Annotated in this window: 12 protein-coding genes and 1 pseudogene; 3 read left to right on the top strand and 10 right to left on the bottom strand. The window is 67.2% G+C overall.

All coding sequences use genetic code 11. The features are described from left to right. Nucleotides 1–400 precede the first annotated feature (400 nt). Nucleotides 401–2,233, bottom strand: a complete 1,833-nt coding sequence (locus tag ABZY44_RS35205; protein ID WP_356661166.1) for an RICIN domain-containing protein — start codon at nt 2,231–2,233, stop codon at nt 401–403. A gap of 67 nt (nt 2,234–2,300) precedes the next feature. Continuing rightward, nucleotides 2,301–3,020 (bottom strand): hypothetical protein, encoded by a 720-nt coding sequence (locus ABZY44_RS35200; protein WP_356661164.1) that lies wholly within the window; start codon nt 3,018–3,020, stop codon nt 2,301–2,303. 378 nt (nt 3,021–3,398) lie between these two features. Between ABZY44_RS35200 and ABZY44_RS35195 the strand changes: the two genes are divergently transcribed. After that, the gene (locus ABZY44_RS35195; RefSeq protein ID WP_356661162.1) at nt 3,399–4,496 is read left to right on the top strand and encodes a hypothetical protein; all 1,098 of its coding nucleotides are present in this window, start codon (nt 3,399–3,401) and stop codon (nt 4,494–4,496) included. Between the two features lie 33 nt (nt 4,497–4,529). Further along, the gene (locus tag ABZY44_RS35190; RefSeq protein ID WP_356661168.1) at nt 4,530–5,063 is read left to right on the top strand and encodes a hypothetical protein; all 534 of its coding nucleotides are present in this window, start codon (nt 4,530–4,532) and stop codon (nt 5,061–5,063) included. A gap of 52 nt (nt 5,064–5,115) precedes the next feature. On the opposite strand, the gene ABZY44_RS35185 is transcribed toward ABZY44_RS35190, so the two are convergent. From ABZY44_RS35185 to ABZY44_RS35165, 5 genes and pseudogenes are all read right to left on the bottom strand, one after another. Continuing rightward, nucleotides 5,116–6,654: an RICIN domain-containing protein gene (locus ABZY44_RS35185; RefSeq protein WP_356661160.1), complete on the bottom strand. Its 1,539-nt coding sequence runs from the start codon at nt 6,652–6,654 to the stop codon at nt 5,116–5,118. Nucleotides 6,655–7,206: 552 nt separating this feature from the next. Further along, nucleotides 7,207–7,488, bottom strand: a pseudogene (locus tag ABZY44_RS35180) (Ku protein); the annotation flags it as partial. A 475-nt stretch (nt 7,489–7,963) separates the two neighbouring features. Further along, a complete protein-coding gene (locus ABZY44_RS35175; protein ID WP_267757397.1) occupies nt 7,964–8,431 on the bottom strand; it encodes a hypothetical protein in 468 nt (155 codons plus the stop codon). 309 nt (nt 8,432–8,740) lie between these two features. Next, nucleotides 8,741–9,172, bottom strand: a complete 432-nt coding sequence (locus ABZY44_RS35170) for a hypothetical protein (protein ID WP_327417613.1) — start codon at nt 9,170–9,172, stop codon at nt 8,741–8,743. Then, the gene (locus ABZY44_RS35165; protein WP_356661157.1) at nt 9,169–9,999 is read right to left on the bottom strand and encodes an IS5 family transposase; all 831 of its coding nucleotides are present in this window, start codon (nt 9,997–9,999) and stop codon (nt 9,169–9,171) included. Before ABZY44_RS35165 ends, ABZY44_RS35170 begins: the two co-directional genes overlap by 4 nt. A gap of 241 nt (nt 10,000–10,240) precedes the next feature. On the opposite strand from ABZY44_RS35165, the gene ABZY44_RS35160 reads away from it, so the two are divergent. Then, nucleotides 10,241–10,918: a site-specific integrase gene (locus ABZY44_RS35160; protein ID WP_356661155.1), complete on the top strand. Its 678-nt coding sequence runs from the start codon at nt 10,241–10,243 to the stop codon at nt 10,916–10,918. Between the two features lie 382 nt (nt 10,919–11,300). Here the strand turns inward: ABZY44_RS35160 and ABZY44_RS35155 are convergent, their stop codons facing one another. From ABZY44_RS35155 to ABZY44_RS35145, 3 genes are all read right to left on the bottom strand, one after another. Then, nucleotides 11,301–11,735, bottom strand: coding sequence for a hypothetical protein (locus ABZY44_RS35155; protein ID WP_356661153.1), 435 nt, complete (start codon nt 11,733–11,735; stop codon nt 11,301–11,303). 229 nt (nt 11,736–11,964) lie between these two features. Continuing rightward, nucleotides 11,965–12,354 (bottom strand): glycine cleavage system protein GcvH, encoded by a 390-nt coding sequence (gene gcvH / locus ABZY44_RS35150; protein ID WP_356661151.1) that lies wholly within the window; start codon nt 12,352–12,354, stop codon nt 11,965–11,967. Between the two features lie 203 nt (nt 12,355–12,557). Next, nucleotides 12,558–13,226: a hypothetical protein gene (locus ABZY44_RS35145; RefSeq protein ID WP_356661149.1), complete on the bottom strand. Its 669-nt coding sequence runs from the start codon at nt 13,224–13,226 to the stop codon at nt 12,558–12,560. Nucleotides 13,227–13,651: the final 425 nt, after the last annotated feature.

The following is a 13,651-nucleotide window of genomic DNA, read 5'->3' as shown; positions in this document are numbered from 1 at the left end:
GCGCAGCGGGACGGTGCGGCCGACCGTGCGCAGCCGGCGGTCCTGGTCGTGGCGGCCGAGGATGAGGAGTTGCGGGCGGGTGAGGGTGCCGGTGACGGCGCCGATGATCGCCTCCGTCGTGTTCCGGCGACGCAGTTTGTACCAACCTCTGTGTCCTGGTCGGTAGGGCTGCTCCATGGCTTTGACCACGATGCCTTCGAGGCCGGAGATCTCGGTGTACAGGGCCGAAGCAACCCGAGTCGCGGTCGCCTTGCGAGCGGTCGGTCCTTCCGGTGACCGTGACCACTCGTCGTGCGGCCCGGCAGGCGGAAGCGTGCCGGACCGCACATCTGGTTGAGACGGCAGGTTCTGCGACGCCGACGGCGAGTTGCCGTGACGGGGCTGTGGGGTTCTCCGGGGGTCAGCGGGTCCTGAAGCGGCGGTAGAGGTTGCGGGCCACGTAGACGCCTGGGCCGCCGAAGCCGATGATGTCGACGCGTCCGTCGCCGGTGATGTCGGCGAGGAAGCGGGGGTGGTGGTCGACCCGCCAGGCGCCTGCGTCCTCGTTGTACCCGAAGCCGCGGCACACGAGCTGGGCCTGCTCGAACTGGCCGTCACCGAGGCTGTGGGACACCCATACTCCCTCGTCGCCGAAGCCGACGATGTCGGGGTTGCCGTCGCCGGTGACGTCGGCGAGGAGCCGGAGGTGCTTGCCGCTCGCCCACCCCTGGGCGTGCCCGAAGTCGTTCAGGACGAGTTCGGAGGGCTCGAACGTGCCGTCGCCGCGCCCACGTGCGACGACGACACCCTGCGGGCCGAACCCGACGATGTCCACCGCTCCACCATCGGTGGTAGCGACCAGGAACCGGGGGTGCTCCGCGGCCGAGCTCCACCCTTGGCCGACCCCGAAATCGTCAAGAAAGTACAGGGGGTCGGCGAACGTGCCCGCCTCGTCCTGGAGCGATACCCAGACGCCGTCGTCGTGGAAGCCGACGATGTCGAGCCTGCCGTCACCGGTGGTGTCCACGAGGAAGCGGGGATGTTTGTCAGCCCGCCAGCCACCCGCTGTCTCGTCGTGGCCGAATGCTCGCAGGACGGCTTCGTCGCCGATCGGCGCGAACTTTCCTTCCTCGTCCTGGAGGGACACCCAGAGCCCGTCGTCGTGGAAGCCGACGATGTCGAGCCTGCCGCTGCTGGTGGTGTCGGCGAGGAAGCGGGGATGCTTGTCGGCGAGCCACCCGCCGGCCTGCTGGCCGTGTCCGAACGCCTTGAGGACCGGCTCGCCGCCCGCGGGCGCGAACCTCCCGTCCTTGTCCTGCGGGGACACCCGGACACCGTCGGCAGCAAGCACGACGGCGTCGGGCCTGCCGACGCCCGTCATGTCCGCGAGGGTCCACAGATCCTTCGGGCTCGCGGAGGGCGCGGGCTGGTGCAGGACGCGCTCGGCGTCATCGAACGTGCCGTCACCTCGACTCGACGACGTCACAGCTCCCTTCGCGGGTTTGAGCCCCACGATGTCCGCTGCGCCCGCTCCCGTGGTGTCGGCGAGGAACCGGTCACCGAGCCCGGCCCACCGGCCCAGTTGCCCGCCGGGTGAGCGGCCGGGTCCCACACTCTTCCACCCCCCGGCGTCCTGGTCGGTCCCGAATTGCTTGAGGACCAGCAGCGTGTCGCTGAAAGAGGGCGCCGCGCTGGGCGCCGGGCGCAGCGCGGCCGAGCGGGCAAGCCGCCAGGAGCGGCGGCCGTTCCAGTGGCTCAGAGGTGCGTAGCGCAGTACGGGGTCGCTGGTGCGTTCGGGCTGGGCCGGGACGAACCGCCAGCGTTGGCTCTCCGCGCTGTCGTCGTACTCGCGCAGAACGACCCGTGTGTCGTCCGTTGCGGGGGCGGCGAGGTCGAGCACGGCGCCGTCGGTGGCGTCCTCGATGAAGTAGAGGCCCGCTTCGCCTTCGACGGGGACGACGTGCCACTGCTGGGCCTTCTTGCCGGCGGCGGCGTCCCACTGGCGGACGCCGCGGTCCGCAGCGGCGGGATTGTCGAGCACCTTGCCGCTGACCGCGTTGCGGATCACATACGCCTGGCCGTCCTGCGCGGGCTTAACGGGGGTGAACTGCCACTGCTCCGGGCTCGGACCGCCCGCGGGGAAGTCGCGGACGACGAGCGCCCCGTCCGCGCCCGGCACGGCCTTGGCGCCGAGGGTCTTGCCGGTGGCGGCGTTGACGATCTCCAGCCTTAGTTCTTCGATGGGCACGGGCATCGTGGTGCCTCTTCCAGGCGGTGCGGGGGTGGGCTCGGGAGGGGTGTGCTGCGGCGGTGGTGGCCGATCACGTGAAGACGTGGTGGTAGGGGACGCTCCACTCGTTGGGCAGCCGTGGGTAGAAGGTGTTGATGACCGTCCCGGTGAAGTCCCCGCCCCAGTTGTAGGTGAGCCGCACTTCGCTGTCGGCCCCCACCGCGTAGTCCTTGAACCCGAGGATGGCGTCGGGGTGGGTGATCGGCACGAACGTGATCCCGCCCCACGGCGTAACCGTGACGATCCAGAGCTGGGTGTCCTCGGGCGCGCCATTCCTTCCGCGCCACAGGGCATCCACCTTGTCAGGCAGGCCGACCTGAACGGTGTCGGCCGTGCTTTCGGGAGCCTTCTGGTGGACGGTGATGCGCCTGCGCTGCGGCTTGGGCACGCCGTCGTCGCCGCGCCCGGCGTCGGCATCGCCTGCGGCGGCGGGTTTGGGCGTGACCTGGCCCGCGGCACTCTCGATGAAGTACAGCGGTCGCTGCCCGAAGAAGCCGGCGGGGGTGATGTACCAGAGGTGGCCCTTGGCCTCCTTGGTGGCCGGGTCGGGCGCGGTGGACAGCTTGACACCGTTCTTGTGGTCGTCCTCCTTCAGCTCTGCGGGTCGCAGGTAGCCGCCGTTGAAGGCGTGGACGAGCATGACCGGCCGGTTCTCGACCAGCGCGGCCACGATCGCGTTGTCGTAGCTGTTCACCGCCACCGGGCCGCCGACCACCAGATTCGACATCGCCGTGCGTTCCTGGGTGTACATCGCGGAAACCTCACCTGTTCTAATTATTGAAAACGCATCGGACGCTCATTGCAGTGGCCTGTCGCGCGGCATTTCCGCACACTCGAGAAAGACTGGGTTGACTGACACGAATACCCCACCCGCGCAACAGTCGCAGCTGTGAAATCCGTAGGAGAGCCGATTCGGGAAGTCATCAGTCGAGTTATCGACGAGCCCCAAGCTACCCATGAAATAGGAAAGTTGAGGAAGCTGTCGAGTGTTTATCACTCGATTGAGCGCATAGTGCGGAGATGTCTTCCCGGGCGGCGAAGCGCATGTTAGCTTCGCTTTTCTGAGCAGGCAGATTCTTGTTTGCGTTTCATTAAGTGGATTTTCGGCCAGATTAGTCGAGGGCGGGGAATGTCTTCCAACGCGTACATCCTGGGGCGGGCCAAGCGCCAGCCGCTGACGAAGAAGAACCTGCGGGAGCTCAACATCGCGGAGATTTGGGAGTCCATCCTGGACCACCCCAATCTGGTCTACGTCGACAGCTACGGTGTGCGGCACAAGCCCGTCGGGTTCTCCGTGAACAAGTCGAGCTTCGGCACCTTTCCCGGGACCGCGTTCGAGCGTGGCTGGCTCGCGTACATGAACCTCGGGGAGCCGCTGATCGAGGAGCGGTGCGACATCAGCCAGCCCCCGCCCGACACGTTCTCCTGCCGCACCTACGTCAACCGCAGCCAGACTTCCCCCATGACGTTCACCGACTCGGTCGATTTCACGGTGTCGAACGGGGTTACCTGGTCGCTTTCGGGGGAGGCCAAACTCACCTTCGGTGGCAGCGTCACCGCGCAGCTCCAGCTCCAGCTCCAGAACCAGCTCAAGATGGACCTGCAGACGCAGCTCCAAATGCAGCTGCAGAACGAGATGGCGAACAAGAACGCCAACACGGTGACGAACAAGAACAGCAAGGACAGCGTGGGGGTGGACAACGCCAACGCCACCGAGACAGGTGTGAGGAACGCTGCGACGAACTCCGCTACGAACGGGGTGACGAACTCGGTGGCGTTCACGACCACGGGCAGCGCCACCGGCAGCGCGGCGCTCAACGCCTCGTTGCTGCTGGGCATCTCGGGCTCCGTCGGCGGCTCCCTGAACACTAGCTGGGCCTCGAAATCGCAGATCTCCGGCCAGGTCCCGCCCGGCTCCCGCGTGGATACCCTCGCCACGCAGCGGCGTTGCCTCAAGCAGTACCGCTACGAGATCCCGGTGACCTTCTCCGGGTTGATCGCGGTGATGTACGCCGTGCCGGTGGCGGTGCTGTCTCCCCCGCAGTCCGGCGGCTATCCCGGTCTCGACAAGCTGGTCGCCCGCGACATCGGTGACATCGACCTGGCCGGCGGCGGCTTCCGTATGAAGGGGCTGGCCGAGGTCGTCTCTTCCCTGGACGTCCACCACACGATGTTCGACGGCGAGGACCTGATCGACGACCCGCGAGCTTTGTACAAGCAGCCCTGACCGGGCACACGACGACGACAAAGGGTGACGACCATGGTGTTCAAAAACATTTTCGGCGCTGCGGGCGACAGCGCCGGGCTCTTCTCGGTAAACACCAGCAAAGCCAAGCCCCGACCGGCGGCGGGTGTCGAAGACTTCGAGGACGTCGAAGCCGACGCATACGACGACACCAGCACGAGCCTGTTCAACAACGCCATCCACGGGGCTTCCTTCCAGGCGAAGGTCGTACGCGAGCAGTCACCCGAAGCACGGGCCATGCTGGGCTTCCTCGGCTCCTTCATCCAGACCACCCAGCAATCGGCCGTTAAGCAGGCCGGTTACGCCCAAGATCCCGGCTCGGTGTCCACGGCGGCGGCGGACGGCATGCGAAAGGCGCGTGAGACGGTGGAGAAGCACGAGGGCCTTCAGAAGAACCCGGACCTGGAGAGCAAGCCGACCAAGAGCGAGTACACCAAAGCCCCCAAACCTCCCGAAGCACCCAAGGCCGAGAAGCCCGGCAAGCCCCCCCAGACGAGCGCCGAGAAACCCCCCCGCTTCGAGGAGCCCCCCCGTTCCGAATCCGAGTAGGGCCCGGCTTTACGTGGGTCAGGGGCGACGCGGCCCCTGACCCACGCGTGTGTCACACGGGGAGCAACTGCCACTGCCGGTTGCGTTGGTCGCCCTGCGAGCCGTGCTGCCTGATCACGGTGCGGGCATTGGTGTCGACGTACAGAAGCAGACCGCTGTTCCGGTTCGCGATCTCGAACACCCGCGGGCTGTCGGTCACCGAGCCCACCGGGATCAGCTTCCACTGCTGGTGGCGCGCGTCAGCACCCTCGTGGGCACGCTGCCCCACCACCGCCCCCTCCGCCGTTCCCGCTCCGACGACCTCCAGCACCTTGCCGCTGCGCACGTTCTCGATCCTGTACAGAATGTCGCCGTCGTCATGGCCCGCCGCGATCAGCCGCCACTGCTGGTGATCCCGGGAGGCGGCGAGGGTCTGGTGTACCTCGGCCCCGTCCTTGGTCGACTCACGTACGACCCCCATCCGCAACTTGCTGCGGACGTTGGCCCAGGAAGCCACCGTGCCCGAATCGGGCAGCCCGGCCATCCTCGCCGAAGCGACCCTCCGGACCCGGTGGTTGGCGTGGTCAGCGATGTAGAGGGTGTCGACGCAGTCCACGGCGAGCCCGTACGGGTTGTTCAACGGGGCCGAGATTGCCGGGACGCCGTCAGCGCCGAAGGTTCCGGCGCCCGTTCCGGCGACCGTGCTGATCTTCTTGTCGGCCGTCACCTTCCGGACCCGGTGGTTGTAGCAGTCCGCGATGTAGAGGATGTCGGTGCTGTCCACCACCACCGCCATGGGGGCGTACAACGGGGCCGAGATTGCCAGGACGCCATCATTGCCGAAGGTCGGGGTGCCCGTGCCGGCGACCGTGCTGATCTTCCCATCGGCCCACGTGATCTTCCGGACCCGGTGGTTGTTGTGGTCGGCGATGTAGAGGTCGTCCGCACTGTCCACCGCTACTCCCATCGGGTGGTTCAACGGGGCCGAGATTGCCGGGACGCCGTCGGCGCCGAAGGTCGGGGTGCTCGTGCCGGCGACCGTGCTGATCTTCCCGTCGGCCATGGTGATTTTCCGGACCCGGTGGTTGGCGTAGTCGGCGATGTAGAGGTCACCCGCGCTGTCCAGCGCAACTCCCGCCGGGTAGTTCAACCGGGCGGCGGTGGCGAGGTCGCCGTCACCTCCGAAGGCCGCGGCGCCCGTGCCGGCGACCCCGCTGATCTTCCCGTCGGCCATGGTGACCTTCCGGATCATGTTGTTGCCGGCATCGGCGATGTAGAGGTCACCCGCGCTGTCTACCGCCATCGCGCGCGGGCTGCTCAACTGGGCCGAAACGGCGAGGCCGCCGTCTCCCCCGGGTCCCGCGACCCCGGTCCCCGCGACCGTACTGATCTTTCCGTCAGTCGTGATCTTCCGGACCTGATGGTTGCCGGAGTCGGCGACGTAAACGGTGCCGGCGCTGTCCACCGCGAGCCCGAGCGGACCGTTCAACTGAGCCGAAAAAGCACGCTCAGTCTCCCCTTTGGGCGGCCCCGCGACCCCGGTCCCCGCGACGGTGGTGATCGTAGGGTCGAAGTGCTCGTCACCCGTGGCTGCCGTGGGGGCAGTGCTCATGATTTTCCCTTCACCGTTCACCGACCACTGACTACAAGCGGTTTTCATTTGACTCCAGAAAGTCACAGGAGCGTCAGGGTTGGCAAGATCCCTGCCGGGTGGTCCTTACGGAGCACGTTGACGAAACATCGCCCACGATCGGAAGCCGAAGCGCGCGGCGATGCGCCCCGGCAATCATCGGGCCGTCAAGCCACGGATCAACGGCGGGAGCGCTCGCCTCCAGCACCGTGGCACCGCTCTGCCCGAAGACGATGAACGTTTTGACACGGCCACGAAAGCGGCTCGCCGCAACGGTGTCGAAGCCCCGGAGCGTGGAGGCCGCCAGCAGGACCGCAAGGTCGGGCTCCGGCGTAGGCGACCAGCGGCGCGGCCGCAGTCACACAGAGCACGCCGCCGTCGAGCGGCAGCCAGGTCATTCCCCTGACACACCAGTTTCGGCGTCGCAATCCATGGAGCCGCTGGAGCGGCGAGAAATGTGCCTTACATGCCTACATAGACTCCACGCCTACGACCAGCCGTACTACTTGACAGGTATAGATAAGACTCGTTGCCGGTCTTCGCGAGGGCCTGCTCAAGGAAGCTGTAGACCTTGCTGTACTCGGCGCCCCGCGGTCCCAAGTAATAGGTCTTGTCGAAGAAGATCGGGTCCACCTCCGCCAGGTCGACGAACCCTGCGATCTCCAGCGAACGGGAGCGGCCCGGCGCGATCTCATCCAGTTCCTTCGGCTCCACCAGCACGTACTCGTCGCCGATCTCGTAGCCCTTGACGATGTCGTCCAGCTGAACCTCGTCGCCTGTCCGTTCGTTGACCCGCTTGTTGCGGATGCGGTCTGAGAGGGCGATATGTGACTTGATGTTCGTTTCTATGTCGCCTGATCGTGTGACTGTGGGGGCTCCCGGCCGATCGACGAGTACGCCTCTCAGGCCGACGCGGCTGGGCGCCTACGTGCGCGCCACCCTGAGCGGCGCCAAGGTCGCCGGTATCGGCAGCCCCCGCCGCCGGGTGGACCACCTACTTCGCCGTGGACAGCGCCGACGAGGTGTCACAGCGCGTCCACGAGTGCGGCGGCACCGTCGACCTGCTGGTTGACGGCGAACCGGTGGCGGGCATCCGCTGCGGCATGGCACCGGGGTGGCCGCACTGGCAGGTGCACTTCGCCGTCACCGACGCCGACCTGACCGTACGCCAGGCCGTCGGGCAAGTCCTTGACGGCTGGAGGAGACCCCGTACGGCCGGGCGGCCCGGCTCGCCGATCCTTGGGGCGGGCGGTTCTCCGTCATCGAGGTGGGCTGACGCAGGCGCGGCCGCTCACAGCCTTGACACGATCGCGCGGGCCAGCGTTTCGAGGTGGTCGCGGATCTGACTGGAGTGCTGGTCGGGGATTCCCGGGGCAAGGGGATCAAAGGCGTAGTTGACGGCGAAGTTGACCGAGCCCTTGCGCACGTACAGATGGCCACCGATCGAGGCTTCGTCGTACAGAGCCACGTCGCCCACTCCGGCCACCGGTAGAGTGCCGGGCTTGGTGTGCTGGCTGACCTCGAAGGGCAGCAGGGCGATGAAGACGATGCGGCCCTTGGCAGCGGCGTTCACGTAGGTGCACTGCGTGCGGCCGGGCAGGACGCTGTCATCCCGCCTTCCCTTTGCCGGTTGGCCGAGGACCGCCCCGACCTCCTCCTCGGTCGCCAAAGCGCAGACGTCCAGCGCCGGTTTCGTGGGTGCGGCGTGCGCGGAGTCGCCGGAGCTGGTTGCGCAGCCACTCAGTGCGAACAGGATCACCAGGCCCAGAACTCCCGGTAAGAAGCTGAACCGTGCCGGCCTTCGGGAACGCGTCATGTCCCGTCCCCTCTCGTCGAGTCGGTCGTCGGGGCGTCGTCGGCCCGAGGCGCACCGGGCGCAGCAGACCGTTGCAGACGTCCATGTGGCGAAGCGTCATCTTCTGGTGGCGGCCAGCCTAGTGCGGCCTTAATGAAGATTTCTATGATTTACGGTTCATTCCAGCTGCCCGTAACGGCGCACACGAGTCGGTCAGCGCACCCACCGGCCTCAGCCCCGCTGGCCCTCGAAGGGGAGGGGACGTCCGGGCAGTTACGGTCGCGGCCTGGTGAACAGTCCTGGCTCGGTCTCGGCCAGGATTCCACGCCCGGTTAGGCGCTTCAGTTTGATGCGGACGTTGTTGATGTTGTTCGGCAGGAGATCCAGATCCATTACCTCGCACACGTTCCTCGCCCGTAGTGGGGTGCTGGCTTCGGCGAACACGGCCATGATCTGCTGGTACGCGGGGCCGTCCGGCAGGGCCGGAGTCGGTGTGGCCGGTGCCGGAGCCGTTTCGTCGGGCAGCTCCAGGAGCGTCTTGCGGGTGATCGTGATGTGTTCGGCGGCCTGGGCGAGTCCGTTCAGCAGCGCGGTCAGTTGCGCGATCTGCTCGTGAGCGGCCTCCGCTTCCACGGCGATCTGCCGCTCGCGGACCTCCAGGCGGGCCAGCAGGGCGCCGAGGGTCTGCTGCGGGTCGCCGCTCACGCGCCGCGCCAGGACGGGGCGGAGGTGCTCGTCAGCCGACGGGCCATTACGTCGCTTATCGCCCAGTACACCCGTGACTCGGCCGAGACCGGGCGGTGCTCGTAGTCGCGGACCAGCCTGCGGTGCAGCATCAAGATCCCGTTGGTCTGCTCGACTCTCCAGCGGATCGGTTGCGGGACGAAGCTGCGGTTGGCCGGGTTGCGCTCGACGATCTCCACCGCGATGCTCAAGCTGGCGCCGTGGTCGACCACGCTCTTCTTGAACCCCTGGTCCACCAGGGCCTTCGTCACCGTGGAGGTCCCTGCTGCGACCTTGTCCAGCAACGCGGTGCCGAAGACGTTGTCGTGCACGGAAGCGGCCAGCACCACCACGGCGATCACCAGGCCCAGCACATCGACGGCGAGCCCCCGCTTGCGGCCCGGAACCTTCTTGGCGGCGTCCCATCCGGTCGTGGCCGCGGGCACCCCGGCGGCGGCATGCAGGCTCTGGGTGTCGAGCACCACCAAGCTCGGGTCGGCTAATCGTCCCCGGCTCTCACGCACCTGCCAGCGCAGCAGATCGTGGATGACCTTGTCGGTACCGTCGTCGCGCCATTTGTAGAAGTAGTACTTCACCGCGCCAGGCGGCAGCAGGTCGTGGGGCAGGTAGTCCCATTGGCAGCCGGTCCGGGACTGGTAAAGGAGCGCGTTGACGATCTCCCGCATCTCGTAGCTGCCCTGGTGACCACTGACGGAGGGATGCTTCGCCTTCCACGCAGTGGGTACCGGCTCGATCAGCGCCCAGCGTTCGTCGGATAAGTCGCTCTTGTAGGGCTTGCGGTCGCTCACCACACCACTCCAACACGACCAAGCCCGTCGATTGGCCGGGATTCCCCGCAGTCACACGATCAAGCGACGACCGAACCGGACATCAGCTTACGTACCGCCCTCTGAGGTGCCGCGCTGGAGCTGGTGGAAGTGAATCGTGTGGCTGTCCGTGGCTGTGTAGAGGCCCACGGGCAGGGTGGTGTTGACTGAACTAGATTTTGAATAAGCGCAGGTCAAATGCTGTTTCTGCTAGCTTCCGATCATGCTTGAGACGGGTGGTTCCTCTCGGGATCTGATCAGCTTCGTGCTGCCCCAGACTGGTGCCTTGGTGGAGGTGGCGAATCCGGCCCAGCCGTACGTGCTGCTGGACGCTGGCGGGGTGGTGGTGGAACCGGTGTCCGCGTTCTTCGCGGAGTTGCAGGCGTGTTCGCGGCCGCCGTCGACGATCCGCTCGTACGGGATGGATCTGCTGCGGTGGTGGCGGTTTCTGCATGCTGTAGGGGTGGAGTGGCATCGGGCCACCCGGCTGGAGGCGCGGGACTTCGCCCGCTGGATGGCCATCGCGCCGAAGCCTGTGAGGGCACATTGGCGCGGCCGGACAGCTGGCGCCAAGGCGCGGCCCGCGGTCGGTTCTTCAGCTGGGGTGCCGAACATGGTGACGGGGCGGGCGGGGCCGGGCCCGATGTTCGCGACGACGAGGGCGCACTGCGAGACCGTGTTGCGGTCGTTCTACGACTTCCACCTGGACGCGGATACCGGTCCGATCATCAACCCGTTCCCTACCCGGCGGGAGCGACGTCAGCTGCCCGCGAGTGTTGGCGGACCGGACTTGCGAGCTGGGCGGGTGATTCGGTCACTGACCGTGACGGCGGCCCTGTCGCTGGCTGGACGGCTGGGTGACCCGCCTGGGAAAGGCGTTCTGGAGTTGAAGCGGTGCTGAGCAGCTCCCGAGCACGGGCATGTCCCAGGTGCCGTGCCAGCGCCGGTGGTCACGGCCTGGGGCGCGGTCCGTCAGCTCGATATGCCGTTCTCTGATGTCGCGGGTGGACAGACGCAGACATTGACGAGCCATGGCCAGTAGCGCTGCTGCTGCCGGCGCGGATTGCGGGATAGTTCGCCAAGACGGGTCGAGCCGGGGCGGCCCCTTGATCTGCGGCTCACGGCTCTTGGCAAGTCTGTTTTGCGCGTCGTGGTGAGTGCTGAAGGCGTCGAGCAGTCCGGTCTGCGCCGTGAGTCCGGCGACACGGCCAGGCGGCGGAGACGAGGGTGGCCAGGAGGTTCAGGTCGTAAGTATCTCTGGGCCTCGGTGGGGCCAGTGGTCTTCAGCAGGTCGAGCAGTTCTTGCTGGACGGCGGCGATGTCGGGGGTGAGCAGGGGCATGGCGTGCCCGGTGTGAACGTCGGGTTGATCGAGGCGAGCGCCGCTGGTGGGTTGGCTCGGCGCGAAGGAGGGGATCCGGCGGCATCGCGCTGGGTGGAGGCCGCCCCGCCCCTGTGCTCGAAGTCCAGACGGAACAGCTGCGGCAGCACCTCCACCACAGTGAGAAAGTCCAGCGCCAGAAGAAGCCGTTGCTCCTCCAGCGACTCGAATCCGTGGTGTCGGCCGGTCGACACCATGAACTGCAGACCAGGGCGGTGCCGCTGTCGGGCCCGCCAGGTGAACCGGCGAACCGGCCGCGAGTCCAACACCGGCACCGACTCCAGGTGCCGCACCGGCCATACGACTTCACCGCCTTCGAGCAGCAGGTCGTCGACCACCGACGCGGCCAGGACCCGCCCAGCACAAGCTGCCCGCGAAGAGTCTCGTCACCCGTGAACGGGCTGATCAGCGCATCAAGATCGCACCCATCCGACCGGATCACCGGCCTGGCCCGCGTACTCATGCGCCAACGAGGCCACCCCCAGCCGCCTCACCGACCGCAGCGGGACAGATCCCACCCGTCCGAGTGACAGCCGAACCCGGCCCGAGGCATTGTGGTGGCGCAGTTCACTCGCCGATGGCCGCCTTGTAGCCGGCAGCGTCGAGGAGATGATCGAGTTCGGAACTGTCCGACGGCCTGATCTTGAAGATCCACGCCTCGTGGGGCCAGTACCCCGTGTTGATGAGATGCGGTTTGGAGGACAGCTCCTCGTTCACGGCGATCACCTCGCCGCCGACCGGCGCGTGGATGTCCGACTGGGCCGTGACCGCCTCGACGGCACCGACGACATCGTCAGCCGCGACGGGTTTGCCGACCTCCGGCAGCTCCACGAACACCGCGTCGCCAAGCGCCTGCTGAGCGTGATCGGTGAGCCCGACCGCCAACGTGCCGTCCGACTCCGACCGCACCCACTCATGCGACTCGGTATACCGCAGATCAGCCGGAATGTTCGACATGCTCACTCCACAGTTGTCCTAGTTGATCAGCAGACTCAGCATGCCCGATATCACGAAAGATCGACCGGATTTCAGCAATGTAACCGACGAGGCGTCAACAACCCTTGACGACGCGCAGCCGGCCGACGTGGAGCGGCCAGACCGCGATCATCTTGAACGCACAGAGTGATCAGCGCGTGGCGTTCGCATGCTATGGCGTCCATTCAGCAAACTGTGCCGTCCTGTGACCATCTCCCGTTCCACTTTCCGGCGTGCTTGTTCGAATAAGTTTTCGATACGGTGGGTGTGGGAGGTGTCGCCGTGGACGACGAGCAGAGGGATCCGGTGGGCGCCGGCTCCCCGATCCTGCATCTGCGCTGCCCCGTGGACGTGGGCGCGGCCCTCGCCTGCGGAACGGGGCACGCTACCTCAAGGCGCCGTGCCGCCCGGACAGCCGCGACCGGCGCCGTCTTCGTCAGCCGGTCGATCTCCTCCTCCAGCCGCTCGAGCAGCATGGTGACGGTTTCGGGGAGGGGGACGGCCCGCGCCTCGACGTGACCGGTGTGTTCATCCCAGTCCCGCTCGCAGGCGTCCGCCTGGTCCTCGGCCGCAGCGTCCAGGTCCGCTTTCCCGATCAGGTCCCAGTCCAGACGGTATTCGGGGCCCGCCCAGCCGCAGGAGCACACCGCGCGCAGCGCGGCCGCGCGCGACACCCGGGTCGAGCGGCCGTCGTAGACGCTCCACTGCGCGACGGCCTCCCCTCCCGAGCCTGATGCGCTGTCGAAGTACACCGGGCCCGGGACGGTGCCGTCGGCCAGGAGTACCCCGACCGCGCCCGCATGGGAGGTGCCGAACTCTTCCGTCGTCCAGGTCTCCCGCCTGCCCTCACCCATGACACTCCTCCAGTCCCGATGGTGCCCGGTCACCGGCCGGTGCGCCGGGCCTACGACGATGCCGCAGGTCGACCGGTGCCGGGCCCGAATCCACGAACAGGTCACCTCACCGGAGCGGGTGTGGTTCAGAAAATCCCCGTGAGGGCCGGCTGCCGCGCCCCGTGCCCGGCGGCGCCCGAGGGTGGGGACGGCTCCCGGGCTCGCTGGGGGCAGACGTTCACGGCACCCGGCTGCGGACGGACGGTGGGCCCTGGGCGGATGAAGCGGCCCGGAACATTGTGCGTTCCGGGCGGCGACGGAGCCCAGGGGTGCGGTAGGCGGATGCGGGCTTAGGCCCAATGCTGGTGATTTAGGTCGGGTGCTGCCGGGCGATGCTGATGGTGGCTGGTGCGGGTGGCGGCCAGTTGTGGTGTTCGGCTCGTTTG

This window comes from Streptomyces sp. NPDC006544 (genome assembly GCF_040611715.1).
Classification (GTDB): domain Bacteria; phylum Actinomycetota; class Actinomycetes; order Streptomycetales; family Streptomycetaceae; genus Streptomyces.
The sequence above is the reverse complement of the archived record's forward strand: the minus strand, read 5'-3'. Positions and strand labels throughout refer to the sequence as shown.